General features: G+C 52.8%; 18 protein-coding genes. 7 read left to right on the top strand and 11 right to left on the bottom strand.

Features of this window, described 5'->3' with window-relative positions; all coding sequences use genetic code 11:
* The first annotated feature begins 67 nt into the window (after positions 1-67).
* Positions 68-985, top strand: a complete 918-nt coding sequence (locus EGY08_RS14680; RefSeq protein WP_004127115.1) for an alpha/beta hydrolase — start codon at positions 68-70, stop codon at positions 983-985.
* A gap of 17 nt (positions 986-1,002) precedes the next feature.
* On the opposite strand, the gene fabY is transcribed toward EGY08_RS14680, so the two are convergent.
* The 5 genes from fabY to typA form a co-directional block, all read right to left on the bottom strand.
* Entirely contained in the window at positions 1,003-1,944 is a 942-nt protein-coding gene (gene fabY, locus EGY08_RS14685) for a fatty acid biosynthesis protein FabY (RefSeq protein ID WP_004127112.1), read from the bottom strand.
* A gap of 44 nt (positions 1,945-1,988) precedes the next feature.
* The gene (gene dtd / locus EGY08_RS14690) at positions 1,989-2,426 is read right to left on the bottom strand and encodes a D-aminoacyl-tRNA deacylase (RefSeq protein WP_004127110.1); all 438 of its coding nucleotides are present in this window, start codon (positions 2,424-2,426) and stop codon (positions 1,989-1,991) included.
* Positions 2,423-3,283, bottom strand: coding sequence for a virulence factor BrkB family protein (locus EGY08_RS14695; protein ID WP_004127107.1), 861 nt, complete (start codon positions 3,281-3,283; stop codon positions 2,423-2,425). Before EGY08_RS14695 ends, dtd begins: the two co-directional genes overlap by 4 nt.
* The gene (yihX, locus tag EGY08_RS14700) at positions 3,277-3,876 is read right to left on the bottom strand and encodes a glucose-1-phosphatase (RefSeq protein ID WP_004127106.1); all 600 of its coding nucleotides are present in this window, start codon (positions 3,874-3,876) and stop codon (positions 3,277-3,279) included. The genes EGY08_RS14695 and yihX overlap by 7 nt, the downstream gene beginning before the upstream one ends.
* 133 nt (positions 3,877-4,009) lie before the next feature.
* On the bottom strand, positions 4,010-5,833 hold the full coding sequence (typA, locus tag EGY08_RS14705) for a ribosome-dependent GTPase TypA (protein ID WP_004127103.1): 1,824 nt from the start codon (positions 5,831-5,833) through the stop codon (positions 4,010-4,012).
* Between the two features lie 378 nt (positions 5,834-6,211).
* Between typA and glnA the strand changes: the two genes are divergently transcribed.
* The 4 genes from glnA to EGY08_RS14730 all read left to right on the top strand — a co-directional run bounded on the left by glnA (position 6,212) and on the right by EGY08_RS14730 (position 10,499).
* Positions 6,212-7,621: a glutamate--ammonia ligase gene (gene glnA / locus EGY08_RS14710; protein ID WP_004127100.1), complete on the top strand. Its 1,410-nt coding sequence runs from the start codon at positions 6,212-6,214 to the stop codon at positions 7,619-7,621.
* Positions 7,622-7,809: 188 nt separating this feature from the next.
* Positions 7,810-8,859 (top strand): nitrogen regulation protein NR(II), encoded by a 1,050-nt coding sequence (glnL, locus tag EGY08_RS14720; protein ID WP_004127098.1) that lies wholly within the window; start codon positions 7,810-7,812, stop codon positions 8,857-8,859.
* A gap of 8 nt (positions 8,860-8,867) precedes the next feature.
* Complete coding sequence (gene glnG / locus EGY08_RS14725; protein WP_004107350.1) at positions 8,868-10,277, top strand: nitrogen regulation protein NR(I); 1,410 nt, start codon at positions 8,868-8,870, stop codon at positions 10,275-10,277.
* Between the two features lie 111 nt (positions 10,278-10,388).
* Positions 10,389-10,499, top strand: a complete 111-nt coding sequence (locus EGY08_RS14730; RefSeq protein ID WP_004127096.1) for a YshB family small membrane protein — start codon at positions 10,389-10,391, stop codon at positions 10,497-10,499.
* Between the two features lie 36 nt (positions 10,500-10,535).
* Here EGY08_RS14730 and hemN read toward each other — a convergent pair whose 3' ends face one another.
* Both hemN and yihI read right to left on the bottom strand, forming a co-directional pair.
* Positions 10,536-11,909 carry an oxygen-independent coproporphyrinogen III oxidase gene (gene hemN / locus EGY08_RS14735; protein ID WP_049113224.1) on the bottom strand — a complete coding sequence of 458 codons (1,374 nt, stop codon included), beginning with the start codon at positions 11,907-11,909 and terminating at the stop codon, positions 10,536-10,538.
* A 188-nt stretch (positions 11,910-12,097) separates the two neighbouring features.
* Positions 12,098-12,604 carry a Der GTPase-activating protein YihI gene (gene yihI / locus EGY08_RS14745; protein ID WP_123828613.1) on the bottom strand — a complete coding sequence of 169 codons (507 nt, stop codon included), beginning with the start codon at positions 12,602-12,604 and terminating at the stop codon, positions 12,098-12,100.
* A 583-nt stretch (positions 12,605-13,187) separates the two neighbouring features.
* On the opposite strand from yihI, the gene yihA reads away from it, so the two are divergent.
* On the top strand, positions 13,188-13,820 hold the full coding sequence (gene yihA / locus EGY08_RS14750; RefSeq protein ID WP_004127091.1) for a ribosome biogenesis GTP-binding protein YihA/YsxC: 633 nt from the start codon (positions 13,188-13,190) through the stop codon (positions 13,818-13,820).
* Positions 13,821-14,168: 348 nt separating this feature from the next.
* On the opposite strand, the gene polA is transcribed toward yihA, so the two are convergent.
* Entirely contained in the window at positions 14,169-16,958 is a 2,790-nt protein-coding gene (gene polA / locus EGY08_RS14755; RefSeq protein ID WP_123828614.1) for a DNA polymerase I, read from the bottom strand.
* A 396-nt stretch (positions 16,959-17,354) separates the two neighbouring features.
* Here polA and EGY08_RS14765 point away from each other — a divergent pair, with 396 nt between their 5' ends.
* On the top strand, positions 17,355-18,254 hold the full coding sequence (locus tag EGY08_RS14765) for an acyltransferase (RefSeq protein WP_004127088.1): 900 nt from the start codon (positions 17,355-17,357) through the stop codon (positions 18,252-18,254).
* A gap of 49 nt (positions 18,255-18,303) precedes the next feature.
* Here EGY08_RS14765 and dsbA read toward each other — a convergent pair whose 3' ends face one another.
* The 3 genes from dsbA to EGY08_RS14780 all read right to left on the bottom strand — a co-directional run bounded on the left by dsbA (position 18,304) and on the right by EGY08_RS14780 (position 20,286).
* Positions 18,304-18,927, bottom strand: coding sequence for a thiol:disulfide interchange protein DsbA (gene dsbA / locus EGY08_RS14770; RefSeq protein ID WP_004127082.1), 624 nt, complete (start codon positions 18,925-18,927; stop codon positions 18,304-18,306).
* Positions 18,928-18,954: 27 nt separating this feature from the next.
* Positions 18,955-19,941, bottom strand: coding sequence for a serine/threonine protein kinase (locus EGY08_RS14775; protein WP_123828615.1), 987 nt, complete (start codon positions 19,939-19,941; stop codon positions 18,955-18,957).
* A gap of 75 nt (positions 19,942-20,016) precedes the next feature.
* Entirely contained in the window at positions 20,017-20,286 is a 270-nt protein-coding gene (locus EGY08_RS14780; RefSeq protein WP_004127077.1) for a YihD family protein, read from the bottom strand.
* Between the last annotated feature and the right edge of the window lie 24 nt (positions 20,287-20,310).

Consider the following 20,310-nt stretch of genomic DNA (forward strand, 5'->3'; position numbering starts at 1 on the left):
CCCGGTTTTCTTTTGCTCACAATCAGGCTATAACCCTGTATATCCAAACAGGTTAAGGGAATAAAAAATGGCGCTTGAAAAGGGTATCGCAGAGCTGGTGCGGGAATTTATCGATGCGGGCCGCCCCTCATCACGCGAACAGAATATTGATGACCGGAGACGCGGCTATATCGCCAGCACAGTACTGGCTGGGGAACAGGAAAAGCGCGTTCAGGTAGAAGAGATCGAGCTTGAGGGCATGATATTTCGCGTTGTCTCTCCCCTTAACGCTTCTGGCGCACTACCTGCCGTTATCTATTTCCACGGTGGCTGCTTTATCAGCGGCGGTTTCGCCACGCATGACCATCAGCTCCGCCAGCTGGCATATCACAGCGGCTGCCGCGTTATCGCCATGCAATACCGGCTGGCGCCGGAGCATACTTTCCCTGCCGCTCATGACGATGCGGAGAGAGGCGCGCTGATTATTCACCGCCACGCCGGGCAGCTGGGCATCGACGCTTCCCGTATTACGCTGGCTGGCGACAGCGCCGGGGGACATCTGGCATTAGTGACCGCACTGCGGCTCAAAACCGCGCAGGTCTGGCAGCCCGCGCAGCTGGTTTTGATTTACCCGATGCTGGACGCCACCGCCAGCATGAAGAGCTATATCGATAACGGTAAAGATTACATCATCACCGAAGATACGCTGCTCAGTGGCTATGAAATGTACCTTTCAGCGACGGAGCTCCATCACCCGGAAGCCAGCCCGCTGTGGCGTAAAGACTTTCACGGCTTACCGCCAGTGCATATTCTGACGGCGGAATACGACCCTTTGCGTGATGAAGGCGAAACGCTTTACCAGCGCCTGCTTGAGCAGGGCGTTGACTGTACCTGTCAGCGTTATCTCGGGGTGATCCACGGCTTCTTTCAGCTGGGCGGCATCAGCCCGGCGGCCGGAAGCGCGATGAGGGATATCGCCTGGCGGGTGAAGTCACCAGAGCAATAGACCGGTATAAACGGAGACTACTCCTCTTCGTTACCGCCCTCTTCATACGGGCCAAACGGCTTCGCAGGAAGAACAATATAGATACCCTCAAAAACCGCGCCGAGCCGATCGTCACCAAACAGTTCAACCTGCAGTTGAACGCGCGCTTTGCGGCCTCGCGCCAGCCGGTCAAGATCGCCGCTTAACGAACCGAGATCGGCAACGGCGCTGGGGCGTCCGCTAATGGGCTGGCTGTAGCGGATATGCGCATCGGCAAGGATAATCGTGCCGCCAAGATGCCGCTCGCGCAGCATCAGCCAGATAAGCCCCCAGCCGGTTAACGTTGCCTGAGAAAACAGACTGCCGGCAAACAGCGTATGGTGTGGGTTCTGGTTACCGGCTTCCGGCATGGTGGTTATGAATTTTTGCCCGGTATACTGCTGGATGCGCACGCCCATTTTCTCGCTGAGAGGGATGTGCTGATACCAGGCCTGCTGCAGCTGAGCGCACCAGTCGCCGCGATGTAAAATATCGTCCAGCGAGGCTATCGGCTTAATCATCAGAAAATGACGGATCGGCGTGGTCGTCGGCGTGGTGATTTCGCCCTGATTCACAAAACCGAGCTTAGCGAAGAACTCCACCGCATCTTCGCGGGCGCTACAGGTCACGCGCTTAACGCCTTCCTGACGGGCGACGGACTCCAGCGTCATCGCCATCAGGGTTCCCAGCCCTTTATCCTGTACTGACGGATGCACGGCCATAAAACGAATAGAAGCTTCGTTTTCCGCATTCACATATAGCCGCCCGACGGCAACCAGATTGCCCTCTTCATCGACCACCATTTGATGATGCGCCATCGCATCCCACGCATCGCGCTCGGACCCTTTCGGCTGATGCAGCGGCTTACGCAGCATCTCCCAGCGGAACTGGTAGTAGCTCTCTAACTCTTCTTCTGTTTGCGGTACACGAAGGTGATACATAGCTGTACTCTCTTTTGTTACCCGCAGCCTGCCCGGAAGCTGGCTCATACCTGCAACCAAAAGGTCACGGGACCATCATTCACCAGAGAAACCTGCATATCGGCAGCAAATCTCCCGGTCTGCGTATTCATTTGCTGCTGGCGGCAGCGCTCAACGAAATACTGGTACAGCGCTTCCGCTTTATCCGGCGCGGCCCCTTTAGAAAATCCAGGGCGCATCCCGCGCTCGGTATCCGCTGCCAGCGTAAACTGTGAAACCACCAGCACGCTGCCGCCAGCCTGCTGCACGTTAAGATTCATTTTGCCTTCAGCATCGCTAAAAATACGGTATCCCAGCACGCGCTCGCACAGGCGGTTCGCCTTTTGCTCATCATCGTCTCTCTCGACACCTAACAGCACCAGAAGCCCGGGGCCGATTTCGCCCGTCACTTCACCCTCCACGGTAACGCTAGCTCGGGATACGCGTTGAATTAATGCAATCATGATTGTTCTGTTTCTTCTTTTTTCAGTTTGCGGTATTCACCGAGAGTGACAGTAATTTCAGCGCCAAGCAAGACGATACACCACGTCCAGTACACCCAGACAAACAAAATAGGCACCACGGCGAGCACGCCATATATCAGCTGATATGACGGGAACGCGGTGATATATAAAGCAAAAGCTTTCTTACCCGCTTCAAAGAGCAGCGCAGCGACCAGGGAGCCGATTATCGCATCGCGGTTACGCACCTCGGCCGTCGGCACAATGCTGTAAAGCAGCCAGAATGCCACCCAGGATAAAATGAGCGGAAAAATACGCAGCACATCGTCAATTACGCTATTCAGGTCGCTGGCCCAGCGTAACGACAGAAGATAGGAGCTGATCGCAAGGCTGGCGCCCGCCAGCAGCGGCCCCAGGGTGAGGATCATCCAGTAAACGGCAAAGGAGTAGGTTTTGGGCCGGGTTCGGGTACTGCGCCAGATGGTGTTCAACGCGCTATCAATGGAGTACATCAACAGCAGCGATGTCACAATCAAACCGAAAGCGCCCACGGCGGTCATTCGGCTGGAGTTAGCGACAAACTGCTCAATGTAGCCCTGAATGACATCCCCGGTTGCCGGAATGAAATTGGCGAAAATAAAGTGGCGAATCTGGATACTGACATCAGAAAACATCGGAAATGCCGCGAACAGCGCGAAAACGACGGCAATAAGCGGCACAAGGGAGAGTAACGACACATAGGCAAGATTCCCCGCCAGTGTCGTCATATTATCTTCATCAATACGCCGCCATAGCAGCTTGAGCCAGGCCACCAGCGGTCGCAGATGGCGCGTGGTTTTTTGATGAACGGTTTTTAGCATAGCTGTTTAGCAAAATAGTTGGGGATGGTTTCCTTCCCGGTCACCAGAATGCTGGTTATGCCCAGCTGGTTAGCCCCGGCGATATTGTCCGCGTTATCATCGAAGAAGACCGTATCGTCAGCGGCGAAACCTTCAGCGTCGAGGACGCTCTGATAGATCCGCGCTTCCGGTTTACGCATCCCCATCTCTTGAGAAAGATAGATATGATCAGCAACGGCGCGTATCTCAGGGTACTCATCCGGCCAGAAAGTCGTATGCAAACGGTTCGTGTTGGACAGAACCACAACGCGATGCCCCTGCTCGCGTAATTTTTGCATAATCGCGATAACCTCCGGGCGCAGGGCAACGAAAACCGCCTGCCAGCCGTGGGAGAACTGCTCGTAGCTTAGCGACATGTTCATTTCATGGCACATCGCCGCCGCAAAATCTTCGTCGCTGATTTCACCGCGCTCATGCTGGTGGAACGCTTCGCCCATGGTGAAATGCTGCTGCAGCGTCGCAAGGGGAATTCGCGTTAAATCGCTCCACGTCCCGAGCACCCGGTTGAAGTCAATATCGACAATCACATTACCTAAATCAAAGATATAGAGCATGGTCCTCTCCTTTTGCACCGTGGAAAATTAACTGTAGCGGGAAAGGGGGAGTTTGACTATGGGCGGCAGGGCTTTGTACAAAAAAGAAACCCTGCCATTGAGGCAGGGTTCAGATAGCAGAAAGAAGCGTTAATTAATCTTCTTTCGCACCGCGCATCGCGCGTTTACGGTCGTTCTCGGTCAGGTGACGTTTACGGATACGGACAGAGGTCGGGGTGACTTCTACCAGTTCGTCGTCATCGATGAACTCAAGAGCCTGCTCCAGGGTCATCTTAACCGGCGGCACCAGAACCGTTGCTTCGTCAGTACCGGACGCACGCATGTTGGTCAGTTTCTTACCGGTCAGGCAGTTTACCGTCAGGTCGTTAGAACGACTGTGAATACCGATAATCTGGCCTTCGTAAACTTCTGCGCCGTGGCCCAGGAACAGCTTACCGCGATCCTGCAGGCTGAACAGTGCGAACGCAACCGCTTTACCCTGGCCGTTGGAGATCAGAACACCATTCTGACGCTGACCCACATCACCCGCACGAACGTCGTCGTAGTGGCTGAAGGTGGAGTACAGCAGACCGGTACCGGAGGTCATGGTCATGAATTCTGAACGGAAGCCGATCAGACCACGGCTCGGGATCACGTAGTCGAGACGTACGCGGCCTTTGCCATCTGGATTCATGTTTTTCAGATCGCCTTTACGCTCACCCAGCGCCTGCATCACAGAACCCTGGTGCTGTTCTTCAACGTCCAGCGTGACGTTTTCGAACGGCTCTTGCTTACGGCCATCGATTTCGCGGAAGATAACTTTCGGACGGGAAACCGCCATTTCGAAACCTTCACGACGCATGTTCTCGATAAGAACGGACAGGTGCAGTTCGCCACGGCCAGAAACGCGGAATGCGTCTGCATCCGGCGTTTCTTCAACGCGCAGCGCCACGTTATGCACCAGCTCTTTGTTCAGGCGGTCAAGGATCTGACGAGAGGTAACGTACTTACCTTCTTTACCGCAGAACGGCGAGGTGTTAACGCAGAAGAACATAGAGACGGTCGGCTCATCAACAGACAGCGCCGGCAGCGCTTCAACATTCTGCGTATCACAGATGGTGTCAGAGATGTTCAGTTCGCCCAGGCCGGTGATCGCGATGATATCGCCCGCTTCTGCAACGTCGCTCTCGATACGCTCAAGGCCCAGATGGGTCAGAACTTTACCGACTTTACCGTTACGAGTTTTGCCTTCGCTATCAATGATAGTGACCTGCTGGTTCGGCTTCACTTTACCGCGCTTGATGCGGCCGATGCCGATGACGCCAACGTAGTTGTTGTAGTCCAGCTGGGAGATTTGCATCTGCAGCGGGCCATCCAGGTCAACGTTCGGCGCCGGTACGCGATCGACGATGGTCTGATACAGCGGAGTCATGTCTTCAGCCATATCTTCGTGATCCAGACCCGCAATACCATTCAGCGCAGAAGCGTAAACGATAGGGAAGTCCAGCTGTTCGTCGGTAGCGTCGAGGTTAACGAACAGGTCGAATACCTGATCGACAACCCAGTCAGGGCGCGCGCCCGGACGGTCAACTTTGTTGATAACAACAATTGGCTTCAGGCCATGAGCAAAGGCTTTTTTGGTCACGAAGCGCGTCTGCGGCATCGGACCATCCATTGCATCAACGACCAACAGAACGGAATCAACCATGGACATGACACGTTCAACTTCACCACCGAAGTCGGCGTGCCCCGGGGTATCAACGATGTTGATACGGTAGTCATTCCATTTGATAGCGGTGTTTTTAGCCAGGATGGTAATCCCGCGCTCTTTCTCCAAATCGTTGGAGTCCATCACTCGCTCTTGAGTTTCGGCACGCGCGTCGAACGTACCGGATTGCTGTAGCAGCTTATCAACCAGGGTAGTTTTACCATGGTCAACGTGCGCGATGATGGCGATATTACGCAAATTTTCGATCACAACTTTGCCTCAGGCATTAGAAATAGCGCGTTATTGTACACGGATTAATCGCAGTACAAAACAGGATCACAAACATCCTCCGCAAACAAGTATTGCAGAGATTCTTTGTGATCGCTTTCACGGAGCGTTAAAAGGGTTATTCAAGGTCAATTGCACCAAATAAGTGCCCAATGTTCACACAAATGCACTATATTGGTGCAATGCATTCATTTTGGTGCAGCCCTTTTGCACGATGATGTGCATGATAACGCCTTTTGGGGGCAATTTAAAAGTTGGCACAGATTTCGCTTTATATTTTTTAAGGCAACAACGCCACTTTACGTAGTTAAAAAGTTTTCGTTTCCACGACGACAATGACCAATCCGGGAGAGTTTAAGTATGTCCGCTGAACACGTTTTGACGATGCTGAACGAGCATGAAGTGAAGTTTGTCGATCTGCGCTTCACCGATACCAAAGGTAAAGAACAGCACGTTACTATTCCTTCTCATCAGGTAAATGCCGAATTCTTCGAAGAAGGCAAAATGTTTGATGGCTCCTCGATTGGCGGCTGGAAAGGTATTAACGAATCCGACATGGTTCTGATGCCGGATGCAACCACCGCGCTGATCGACCCGTTCTATGAAGAACCGACGCTGATCATCCGCTGCGACATCCTGGAACCAGGCACCCTGCAGGGCTATGATCGCGACCCGCGTTCCATTGCTAAGCGCGCTGAAGAGTATCTGCGCTCTACCGGTCTGGCTGACACCGTGCTGTTCGGGCCAGAACCAGAATTCTTCCTGTTCGACGACATCCGTTTTGGTGCCTCCATCTCCGGTTCCCACGTTGCTATCGACGATATCGAAGGCGCATGGAACTCTTCCACCAAATACGAAGGCGGCAACAAGGGCCACCGTCCGGGCGTGAAAGGCGGTTACTTCCCGGTTCCGCCAGTAGACTCCTCACAGGATATCCGCTCCACCATGTGTATGATCATGGAAGAGATGGGCCTGGTTGTTGAAGCTCACCACCACGAAGTGGCGACTGCGGGCCAGAACGAAATCGCGACCCGCTTTAACACCATGACCAAAAAAGCGGACGAAATTCAGATTTACAAATACGTTGTGCACAACGTTGCACACCGTTTCGGCAAAACCGCGACCTTTATGCCAAAACCGATGTTTGGCGATAACGGTTCCGGTATGCACTGCCACATGTCCCTGTCCAAGAACGGCGTAAACCTGTTCTCCGGCGACAAATACGCAGGCCTGTCTGAACAAGCGCTGTACTATATCGGCGGCGTAATCAAACACGCTAAAGCGATTAACGCCCTGGCTAACCCGACCACCAACTCCTACAAGCGTCTGGTCCCGGGTTACGAAGCGCCGGTTATGCTGGCTTACTCTGCCCGTAACCGTTCCGCGTCTATCCGTATTCCGGTTGTCACCTCTCCGAAAGCGCGCCGTATCGAAGTTCGCTTCCCGGACCCGGCTGCTAACCCGTACCTGTGCTTCGCGGCGCTGCTGATGGCTGGCCTTGACGGTATCAAGAACAAAATCCATCCGGGCGAAGCCATGGATAAAAACCTGTACGATCTGCCGCCGGAAGAAGCGAAAGAGATCCCACAGGTTGCAGGCTCTCTGGAAGAAGCACTGAACGCGCTGGACGCGGACCGTGAATTCCTGACCGCCGGCGGCGTATTCACCAACGACGCTATCGATGCTTACATCGCCCTGCGTATTGAAGAAAACGACCGCGTACGCATGACTCCGCACCCGGTTGAGTTTGAGCTGTACTACAGCGTCTAATTTTGCTGTAAATCCGCGGTATTCCGTGTTGTGGCGTGGGGTACCAAGGATGTTTTGTTGCCGTGGAAACTTTCAGCCCATCTCAGGATGGGCTTTTTTCTCCACCAACGCGCTGATCCCATGAGCTTTTTATTCATAAAAAGCTATACTGCACTAAAATGGTGCACTCTTTTTCAGGAGACTGTCGAATGGCAACAGGCACACTGCCCGATGCTGGGCAGATCCTTAACTCTTTAATCAACAGTATCTTACTGGTCGATGACGACCTGGCGGTACATTACGCGAACCCGGCGGCGCAGCAGCTGTTGGCGCAAAGCTCGCGTAAATTATTCGGCACGCCGCTGCCGGAGCTGTTGAGCTATTTCTCGCTGAATATCGGCCTCATGCAAGAGAGCCTCGCCGCAGGTCAGGGTTTTACCGATAACGAAGTGACGCTGGTTATTGATGGCCGCTCGCATATCCTTTCCCTAACGGCGCAACGCCTACCGGAAGGCTATATCCTGCTGGAAATGGCGCCGATGGATAATCAGCGTCGCCTGAGCCAGGAGCAGCTACAGCACGCACAACAGATTGCCGCGCGTGACTTAGTGCGTGGTCTGGCCCACGAGATTAAAAATCCGCTGGGCGGCCTGCGCGGCGCGGCGCAGCTGCTGAGCAAAGCGCTGCCCGACCCTGCGCTAATGGAATATACCAAAGTCATTATTGAACAGGCCGACCGGTTAAGAAATCTGGTCGACCGTCTACTGGGACCACAGCATCCCGGAATGCATGTAACAGAAAGCATCCACAAGGTCGCTGAGCGGGTGGTGAAGCTGGTGTCGATGGAACTACCGGATAACGTTAAGCTGGTGCGCGACTATGACCCCAGCCTGCCAGAACTCCCGCACGACCCAGACCAAATTGAACAAGTGCTGCTGAACATCGTACGCAACGCGCTGCAGGCGCTGGGACCGGAGGGCGGAGAGATCACTCTGCGCACCCGGACGGCCTTCCAGTTAACCCTGCACGGCGTGCGCTACCGCCTCGCAGCGCGTATCGACGTTGAAGATAACGGCCCGGGAATCCCATCTCACTTACAGGATACGCTGTTTTATCCCATGGTGAGCGGACGCGAAGGCGGTACCGGACTCGGTCTGTCTATCGCCCGCAGCCTTATCGATCAGCACTCCGGCAAAATTGAATTTACCAGTTGGCCAGGGCATACCGAATTCTCGGTGTACCTGCCTATTCGGAAGTAGAGGTGTTTATGCAACGAGGGATAGCATGGATCGTTGACGACGATAGCTCCATCCGTTGGGTGCTTGAACGCGCGCTCACCGGGGCAGGCTTGAGTTGTACAACGTTTGAAAGCGGCAATGAGGTGCTTGATGCCCTCACGACCAAAACCCCGGATGTGCTGCTGTCGGATATCCGCATGCCGGGGATGGATGGGCTGGCGCTGCTAAAGCAAATTAAACAGCGTCATCCGATGCTCCCGGTCATCATAATGACGGCGCATTCGGATCTTGACGCGGCGGTCAGCGCCTATCAGCAGGGCGCCTTTGATTATCTGCCGAAGCCGTTTGATATCGATGAAGCGGTGGCGCTGGTCGACCGTGCGATTAGCCATTACCAGGAACAGCAGCAGCCGCGTAATGCGCCGATTAACAGCCCGACGGCCGATATCATCGGCGAAGCGCCGGCCATGCAGGACGTTTTTCGCATTATCGGCCGCCTGTCGCGTTCATCAATCAGCGTACTGATCAACGGGGAATCCGGTACCGGTAAAGAGCTGGTTGCCCATGCTCTCCATCGGCACAGTCCGCGCGCCAAGGCGCCGTTTATCGCGCTAAATATGGCGGCAATACCTAAAGATTTAATCGAATCAGAACTATTTGGCCACGAGAAAGGGGCCTTTACCGGCGCTAATACTGTGCGTCAGGGACGTTTTGAGCAGGCAGACGGCGGCACGCTGTTCCTCGACGAGATCGGCGATATGCCGCTGGACGTACAGACTCGCCTGCTGCGCGTCCTCGCTGATGGCCAGTTTTATCGCGTCGGCGGCTATGCGCCGGTGAAAGTGGATGTGCGCATCATTGCCGCAACCCACCAGAACCTTGAGCTGCGCGTCCAGGAAGGAAAATTCCGCGAGGATTTATTCCACCGCCTTAACGTGATTCGCGTCCATCTGCCGCCGCTGCGCGAACGTCGGGAAGATATCCCCCGTCTGGCGCGACATTTCCTGCAAATCGCCGCCCGTGAGCTGGGCGTAGAGGCCAAACAGCTGCATCCGGAGACGGAGATGGCGTTAACCCGACTGGCATGGCCGGGTAACGTACGTCAGCTGGAAAATACCTGTCGATGGCTGACGGTAATGGCCGCAGGTCAGGAGGTTCTGACGCAGGATCTTCCCAGCGAGCTTTTTGAAACCGCGATACCGGATAACCCAACGCAAATGCTGCCGGATAGCTGGGCCACGCTGCTGGGACAGTGGGCCGATCGCGCTTTGCGTTCCGGTCATCAAAACCTGCTATCGGAAGCGCAACCTGAGATGGAGCGCACGCTGCTGACCACCGCCTTACGCCACACTCAGGGGCATAAACAAGAGGCGGCCCGGCTGCTGGGATGGGGTCGTAATACCCTGACGCGTAAGCTAAAAGAGTTGGGGATGGAGTAGCTGCGCACTGGCGAGTAAAAAATAGTCACCCAGCGCAAACTGCTGCTATTTTGTACTTTACTGTTGCCATGCGTTGAGTATGATCTTGCCCGGAAAGACGGGGGAGAAATCATGCTTGAATCACTCATTAATATTATATCGAGCGGTGTTGCAGCGGGTCATACGCCGCAGACGGCGGTCGCTGCCGTTCTGTGCGCGGCAATGGTTGGCCTGTTTAGCTGATAATATCCCCTCTCCTGCCAGGAGAGGGGATATTGCTTATATGACGCGGGAAAACTGCTGCATCCGCGCTTTCTGGCGCAGATACGCATCAAAACACATGCAGATATTGCGAATCAGCAGCCGGCCTTTCGGCGTTACCTGAATGCCTTTCCCATCCACATCCACCAGCCCGTCTTTGGCCAGCGGCGCCAGCAATTTCATATCGTCGGCAAAGTAGCTATCGAAGGTAAGATCCCACTGCGCTTCTACCGCAGCGAAGTCGAGACGGAAGTTACAAATCAGCGCCTTAATCACGTCACGGCGGATACAGTCATCGCGAGTCAACGCGATACCGCGCCACAGCGCCGTTCCGGTTTCATCAACCTGCTGATAATACTGCTTCAACTCTTTCTGGTTCTGCGCGTAGCAATCGCCAATCATGCTGATCGCCGACACGCCCATCCCCAGCAGGTCGGTGTCTCCCTGGGTGGTATATCCCTGGAAGTTCCGATGCAGGATACCTTCACGTTGGGCTATCGCCAGTTCATCATCCGGACGGGCAAAGTGGTCCATGCCGATAAACTGATATCCCGCGGCCGTCAGTGAATTGATGGTTTCCTGAAGAATGTCCAGCTTCTGCTCCGCTGAGGGCAAATCGGCATCTTTGATTTTGCGCTGCGCGGCGAAGAGCGTGGGCAGATGCGCGTAATTGAACACGCTCAGACGATCGGGATTAAGCTCCGCCACTTTCTGTAGCGTATAAGCGAAGCTCTGCGGCGTCTGCTTCGGCAGGCCGTAAATCAGGTCGATATTAGTCGAGGTAAAGCCAATGTCGCGCGCATGGTTGAGTAGCGCGAAGATAAAGGCCTCATCCTGCTCGCGATTCACCAGGCGCTGTACTTCTTTGTTGAAGTCCTGCACGCCCATACTCAGGCGATTAAAGCCTTCGCCGCGTAAATGATCCAGCACATCGAGTTCGATTTCGCGCGGATCAACCTCAATGGAGATCTCTGCATCCGCGTTAAAATTGAAATGGGTACGCAGCAGACCCATCAGACGACTAATTTGCGCCTTGTTTAAATATGTTGGCGTACCGCCGCCCCAGTGCAGCTGATTAACTTTGCGGCCAGCAAAAAGCGGCGCGCGATGAATAATCTCCTGCTCAAGCACATCCAGATACTGGTCGGCCTTATGCTGTTGGCGGGTGACGATTTTATTGCAGCCGCAGAAATAGCAGAGCTTATGGCAAAACGGGATATGCACGTACAGCGACAGGGGACGCTGCGGATAGCGGGCAACCGCCGCATCAAATTCAGCGGCGCCGAATTCTGGAGAAAACTCCAGCGCGGTGGGATACGAAGTATAACGCGGCCCGGAATAGTTATATTTCTGGATCAGGGCCAGATCCCAGTCGATTAACTGCACAGACATGCTCACTCCTTCCGATGGTACCGTCGGCGGGTACGCCGCCCCGGCCCAACCGCACCTCGGGTAATGAGCCGGTTGCGCAGCCATTTTTGACGCCGCGACAACCGTCGTAGTTTAACGAATAACCACAGCAGATAACATATAACCAGAAGGGTTATAAGCAGGACCGGGAATCCGATGGGGTGCAAACGTTAGTTTCCACCCTTCAGCAGACGCATCATATCTTCTTTGCGCTCTTCCTCTTCTTCATCTTCGTCATCATCGTATGAGAGGCCCAGCTGCTGCATCAGCTCATCAATACGATCCAGCTTGGCGTCAACCCAGGCCTGCTCTTCGGCATTCAGGGTGCCGCCCTCTTCCAGACGTTCCAGCAGCGCGTCCAGGCGCTCATCGTTCTCCAGCAAATCCAGCTCAGCCTGCGGTGAAAGCATAGGTTTCTCGCTCTTTGGTTTATGCTGCTTAATCGCCGGAGCATTTTCAGTTACGCCCAGCGGGATTGGTTTTTTACTGCCAATTCGGGGATCTTGCTGCTGGCCTTGTTTTTTACCTGTCGAAGCGGTATCGCCACCGGTCGCACGACTTCCTGCCGCGTGGCCACGATGCTTCTTCTGATGCTTACGCTCGCGGGCTTCCTGGTTCAATTCTTCACGGGTTTTGCGATTTTTTTTGCCGCGAGGTACGGATGTCGGTTTTTTCATGTTGTGTAATCTTCAGGCCGTTTTCTTCAGTATAGAATTGAGGCGGAATCTAGCAGAAAGCAAGCAAAGAAAAAAGGCGACAGATTACTCTGTCGCCTTTTTCCGCACTAACAACCCTTAATGGGCTTCTACTTTCCATGTTCGCTAACGACACACCCTGTCTTTCCTTTAGCGACCAACGGTCCCTGTTACATCCATTTCCTTTTAAAACGTCTCCAGACGTTTGTCATCCTGACAATCCGTAGTCCTCGCCTCCTGGCGCTTCCTGACTCCTCATCCTGAGTCATAATCCTGTCAGCATCCTCGCCCTTGACCGCTACTTTACTGTTTTGAGAAAAACCTACAACCGACTGTACGGAAAAAAAACGAGTTTCAGAATTTTCTTTCAGCCCAACACGATGATTTATCAGAATTTGTATTATGTTTACTCAGTTTTTCCTCATGTATTTCTCATATAATCAATAGCCAATGTCTTACAAAGACTGTGGTTTTAGCTTACAGCGATGAGGTGCGGTAAAAACAGCCTTTTTCTGCTGTTCAGGTATAATCCCCGTCAAAGCCTGATTTAACGGAGACGACCGTCTTGACCAACTGGAATTATCAACTGACGCATTTTGTCACTAGCGCGCCAGATATCCGCCATCTTCCTGCCGATACCGGTATTGAAGTGGCCTTTGCTGGCCGCTCTAACGCCGGGAAATCCAGCGCTCTGAACACGCTGACTAACCAGAAAAGCCTGGCGCGTACTTCGAAGACGCCCGGCCGTACGCAGCTGATTAACTTGTTTGAAGTCGCTGAGGGCAAACGCCTGGTCGACCTGCCGGGCTATGGTTATGCCCAGGTTCCCGAAGAGATGAAAATCAAGTGGCAGCGCGCACTGGGTGAATATCTCGAGAAACGCCTTTGCCTGAAAGGCCTGGTTGTGCTGATGGATATCCGTCATCCGCTTAAAGATCTCGATCAGCAGATGATCCAATGGGCGGTTGAAAGCGATATTCCGGTTCTGGTGCTGCTGACCAAAGCCGATAAGCTGGCCAGCGGCGCGCGGAAAGCGCAGATCGCTATGGTCCGTGAAGCGGTAACCGCTTTTAACGGAGATGTGCAGGTGGAAGGATTTTCTTCCCTGAAGAAGCAAGGCGTGGATAAACTACGGCAGAAACTGGATAGCTGGTATAACGATATCCCACCACAGGAAGAACCTGAAGACGGCGAATAGTCTCGCTAATTACCCCGGGTAGCGGCGCTTGACGCCCTGTCCGGGTAGCCCGCCTCATCAGCATCGATACGCAAAAATTTTCTTTCGCGCAATAAAAAACGCCCCGGTCATAAATGACCGGGGCGGCTAAAATATTCAGCCAAATCCGATTACGTGAAGTAAAAGGTCTGAAAGATAGAACATCTTACCTCTGTACCCTACGTCTTTAACTCTACTCTTCTTTCGATTACGGATAAAGCATTTTTTGTAGTTTTTTTTCACTCTTTACATAGCAAATTCAAATGATCATCACAAAATACGATAAGTTATGTTACTCACTTACAAGAAATGACCATACCTGCCGAATACTTAGTGCGCTTGATCCCAGTTTTCTCCGCTTCCAACTTCCACCAGTAGCGGAACCGCCAGCGTCGTACTGCTTTCCATCAGTTCATGGATCTTTTTCGCAACCGCCTCAAGATCGTCTTTATGCACTTCAAAGACCAATTCATCGTGCACCTGCATGATCATCCGCACGCGTGGTTTTTCACTTAGCAGCCAGCTGTCGACGGCGATCATCGCACGCTTAATAATATCGGCGGCGGTTCCCTGCATCGGCGCGTTGATCGCCGCACGCTCGGCACCGGCACGACGCGCTCCGTTGCTGGATTTGATGTCCGGCAAATAGAGGCGACGACCATCGAGCGTTTCAACATACCCCTGCTCTTTTGCCTGGGCGCGGGTGCGCTCCATATACTCCAGCACGCCCGGATAGCGCTCAAAGTAGAGATCCATATACTTTTGCGCTTCTTTGCGTGGAATATTGAGCTGGCGCGCAAGTCCGAACGCGCTCATGCCATAAATAAGGCCGAAGTTGATTGCCTTCGCGCTGCGGCGCTGCTCGCTGCTGACGCTCTCCAGCGGCAAACCGAAAACCTCGGCCGCCGTCGCGCGGTGGATATCCTTCCCCTCCGCAAACGCGGTCAACAGGCCCTTGTCGCGAGACAGATGCGCCATGATGCGCAGTTCAATTTGCGAGTAGTCGGCAGAAACGATGAGATAATCTTCCGGTGCAATAAACGCCTGGCGGATACGGCGCCCTTCATCATTGCGCACCGGAATATTCTGCAGGTTCGGATCGGTAGACGACAAACGTCCCGTTGCCGTAACCGCCTGGTGATAAGAGGTGTGAACCCGGCCCGTTTTCGGGCTGATCATCAGCGGCAGCTTATCGGTATAGGTGGACTTGAGTTTGGCCAGACCACGATATTCGAGGATGACTTTCGGCAGCGGATAGTCCAACGCCAGCTCTTCCAGCACCTCTTCCGAGGTCGAGGGCGCGCCGCCCGGGGTTTTCTTCAGCGGCTTAATACCTTGTTTTTCAAACAAGATCGTTTGCAGCTGCTTCGGAGAAGAAAGGTTAAACTCTTCACCCGCGATGTCGTACGCTTTTTTCTCCAGCTCAACCAGGCGCTTGGCTATCTCCTGAGAATGCGCATGCAGTACGGCCGGATCGATCTTCACGCCATTGCGCTCAATGCGGGATAGTACCGGCACCAGCGGCATCTCAATATTTTTAAAGACGTTCAGCGGGCCTTCATTTTGCTGAAGTTTAGGCCACATTTTCAGGTGCAGCTGTAGCGTGACGTCGGCATCTTCCGCCGCGTAGCGGCCCGCTTCTTCCAGCGCGATTTGGTTGAATGTAAGCTGGTTTTTACCTTTACCCGCAATCTCTTCAAAAGTAATGGTTTTGTGCTTCAGCCAGCGATCGGAGAGGCTATCCATATCATGGCGGCCCGCCACGCTGTCAAGAATGTAAGATTCCAGCATGGTATCAAAGGCAATACCGCGCAATTCAATGTCGTAGTTAGCCAGGATACCGCGGTCATATTTGAGGTTTTGCCCAACCTTCAGAATCTTGTCATCTTCCAGTAGCGGTTTCAGTAGCTCAAGGACACGGTCACGCGGGATCTGATCCGGTGCATCCAGATAATCATGGGCAACCGGTACATAGGCCGCAACGCCAGGCTCAATAGCGAAGGATAAACCGACCATATTGGCTGAAACGTTATCCAGGCTGTCAGTTTCGGTATCAAAGGCAAAAAGCGGCGCTTTCTTCAGGTTTTCAATCCAGGTCAGCAGCGTTTCTTCATCAAGAATCGTGACATAGTTTTCAGAAGAGAGCGCCGTGGCGGTTTCCTCTTCGGCATCAGCCACTGCTGCCACCGCTGCTACCGGGTTCGCCGCAGGCTTCGCGCCTTTTGCCTGCATCCACTTGCCGGACTCGACATCGGTGATCCAGCGTTTGAACTCATACTTTTTAAATAGCGTCAGCAGTTCATCAGCGATGGGCTGTGCAACCAGCAGATCTTCGCAGCCCAGATCCAGCTCGACGTCGGTTTTGATTGTCGCCAGCTGATAAGAGAGATAGGCCACCTCTTTATTCTGCTCCAGCTTCGCTGCCATTGTTTTTGCACCGCGGAAGGTCAGTCCGGCGATTTTTTCAGGTTCCGCATATAGCGTATCAAGGCCGCCCAGCCCCTGTAACAACGCCTGCGCCGTCTTCTCACCCACGCCTGGTACGCCAGGGATGTTGTCCGATGAGTCCCCCATCAGGGCCAGAAAATCGATGATCAGCTCCGGCGGCACGCCATATTTGGTCACCACTTCATCCGGGCCAAGGATGGTGTTGGTCATGGTGTTAATCAGCGTAATACCCGGCGTAACCAGCTGAGCCATGTCTTTATCGCCGGTGCTAATCAGTACCGGACGCCCGACCTTTTCAGCTTCACGCGCCAGGGTACCGATGACATCGTCAGCTTCTACGCCAGGGACGGCCATCAGCGGCAGGCCCATCGCCTTGACCATGGCATGCAGCGGCTCGATCTGCGCCCGAAGATCGTCCGGCATCGGCGGGCGATGAGATTTATAGTGCTCAAACAGTTCATCACGGAAAGTCTTCCCCTTGGCATCAAACACGACGACGGCATGGGTCGGTTGATACTGCAGGATCAGGCTTCGCAGCATATTCAGTACGCCATACATTGCGCCTGTCGGCTCGCCAGCGCTATTCGTCAGCGGAGGGAACGCGTGATATGCCCGATAAAGGTAAGAGGAGCCGTCAACGAGGATGAGAGGGTTTTCTGGGATCTGAACCATAATTTCCGTGCCTGTTTATCAGATTATCGGTAAAGGATGCCACAGACGGGCATTAAATCCTGAATTTTTCCCGCATTTCGTCGAAAAGATTCCGCGATCCCGTCGATCGTATGATGTGTCAACCTGTGGATAACTTTGTGAATAGTTTTATAACGATGACTAAACCATCATTAATAAAATAATCTATTGATAAATTATTCTATATTTATCATGACATTATGAATTAATGACTTGCGTTAATAACATCATGATGACTCAATGTTCCATGTGGATATAAGATCCGGAAATTTTTCTATCCAGGTAAAACCCGTCATTTGCTCTATTTTCTGGTAAAATCAGCCGCTTGCGCTGTTTAAACGCGTTCTTTGTCAGCCTAACTTTCTGAATAAATTAACTATGTCGAGATTACTCGCTGCGATAACGCTCCCGCTGAGTATCGCCCTGACTATCGTAGTCACCATTATATGTTCCGTGCCAATAATCATCGCGGGGCTGATTAAACTGCTTGTGCCTGTTACTGCGGTCTGGCGCTCGATATCCATTTTCTGCAATTTCATGATGTACTGCTGGTGTGAAGGGTTGGCCCTGCTGCTGCGCCTTAATCCCTGGCTTAAGTGGGATGTTGAGGGCCTGGAAGGCTTGAACAAGAAAAACTGGTATCTGCTTATCAGCAACCACCATAGCTGGGCCGATATCGTGGTGCTTTGCGTACTGTTCCGCAAACATATCCCGATGAATAAATATTTCCTGAAGCAACAACTCGCCTGGGTGCCGTTTATTGGCCTGGCCTGCTGGGCGTTGGATATGCCTTTTATGCGCCGTTATTCCCGGGGTTATTTAATCCGCCATCCAGAACGCCGCGGCAAAGATGTGGAAACCACCCGTCGCTCCTGCGAGAAATTCCGCTCGCATCCCACCACTATCGTTAACTTTGTCGAAGGCTCACGTTTTACTGAAGAGAAGCGGCTGCAGACCCGCTCGCCTTATAATAATTTATTAGCACCAAAAGCTGCCGGTACTGCCATGGCATTAAGCGTCCTGGGCTCGCAGTTTGATAAGCTGCTGAACGTTACACTGTGTTATCCAGAGAATCATCACCGACCGTTTTACGACATGCTGAGCGGCCGATTAACGCGGATTGTAGTACGCATCCGCCTTGAACCCGTGACAGAAGAGCTGCACGGCGATTATGTGAATGATAAAAACTTTAAGCGGCGGTTTCAGCGCTGGCTAAATACGCTTTGGGAAGATAAAGATCGTCAGTTAACGGAAATAATGCAGCAGAAAGGAAAATGATGCTGGGCGCTGAAAAGCGTAACGCCGGTCAGTAACCGGCGTTTATTTTTTATTTCTTCTCAACTAACTGCTTAACGGTATCGGCATACTGGGCAACAAATGCGTCCATATTGCTGGTATCCATACCCTGCGGGTTAAGCTGATATTTGCCGTTAACGTACATAGCGGGTACGCCCTGCAGCTGGAAATCAGCGGCGGCTTTCTCTTGCTGAGCCACCAGGGATTTCACTACAAAACTGTTCCAGGCTGCATCGTAATCTTCACCTTTAACGCCAGCGTCAACGAAGACCTTACGAATATCGGCTACGGTCTGAACGGTCTGTGTTTTCTGTACCGCTTCAAACATCGGGACAGTGATCTTGTCTTCCACACCCAGCGCCATCGCGACGGCCCACGCCTGAGTCAGATCCTTGCCCAACGGGCCCAGGAACTCTACGTGGTATTTCGTCATTTTGACGCCTTCAGGCAGCTTTTTCTTCACGTTATCTGACACATGAAGCACTTCTTCAAACTGATAGCAGTGCGGGCAGTAGAACGAGAAAAACTCGAGCACCTGAGGCTCACCAGCAACGGGCTTATCGAGGGTAATATACTGCTTACCGTCGGTGATCTGGGCAGCGGATGCACTAAAAGCCAGAATCATACCAGCCAGCGCCAGCCAAATTTTTTTCATGATTAACTCTCTCCTGGATATATCACATTAATACATTGGCGTTAACTGAAGAGGCGGTTCCTGTAGAACCTTTACCTGCTCAAGAAAAGTTGTTGTCTGCCCACGCCAGTAATCTTCCCCTGTTAACCACGGGAAGTTCTTAGGAAAAGCAGGATCTTCCCAGCGCCTTAACAACCACGCCAGATAATAAACTAAGCGCATTGCACGTAAAGGTTCGATGAGGGCAATTTCATCCGTATTAAAAGAGCTAAACTCTTCATACGCTTCAATGATCATCTCAAGCTGCATCCGTTGCTCGGCCTTATCACCGTTCAACAGCATCCACAGATCCTGGATAGCAGGTCCATTACGTGAATCATCTAAATCAACAAACAAAGGGCCATCGCGCCAGAGGATGTTTCCTGCATGGCAATCACCGTGTAAACGTAAGATATTGGCGCGTCCGTGCCATTGCGCCATTACCGCATCTATCAGCTTATCGGTGGCGTTAAGAAAAGCCTCTTTCAGCCCTGCTGTTATCAGCGGGGAGAGCTCAAAGACCTGCCGGGGCTCAAGAAGGTACTCATTGGTGCCAATCTCCGGGCGCGCGACAAAACGCTGTTTGTGTCCCGTTTGATGCAGACGACCAAGGTAGCGCCCAACCCATTCCATCTGATCGAGGTTATCCGCCTCAAACTGACGTCCCCCCAGGCTTGGGAACACGGCGAAAAAGAACCCCTGATGCTGATGAAGGGTACTTCCGTTAAATGACAATGGCGCCGCTACAGGGACTTCGTCCTGAACGAGCTGGAGGGAAAACTGGTGTTCTTCGAGGATTTGTTCGGCGGACCAGCGCTCAGGACGATAGAACTTCACCACATAGCGGCGACGGTCTTCGTCCTGAAACTGGTAAACTCGGTTCTCATAGCTATTAAGCGGGGTAAGACCTGAGTCCACCCGCATTCCCAGATCAAATAAACCATCAATGATGGTATCCGGGTGAAGCGTCTGAAAAGTGAAAGCCTTATCGTGCATCCTGACATCCGATAATCGTACGAATGATACAGGATATCATCTCATTGCCGATTCCGCGGCAGCGCTTACAACCTTTTACTCTTTAATCACTCCGCGAGCGCGTAGCAGCGCAGTTTTAAAATCTTCTTCATAATCTTTCTGGATACCGGGGATAACGGCCTCTTTTGCCGAGTCGCGCATCTTCAGGTGATAAATCAGAATATCGTCGGAAAGATCGCTCAGTTCACCGGCATAACCAGCCTCTTTCGCCAGTTTTTGCAAAAATTGAATCAAATTCAGCTCGGGTTCTTTCTGCCAGGCCGGCTGGAGGAGTTCAATGACTTCATTCAGGCGTTTACATTTCATAGCAATGCTCCTTACTCTTGATAG

Source organism: Klebsiella sp. FDAARGOS_511, assembly GCF_003812845.1.
GTDB classification, from domain to species: domain Bacteria; phylum Pseudomonadota; class Gammaproteobacteria; order Enterobacterales; family Enterobacteriaceae; genus Klebsiella; species Klebsiella grimontii.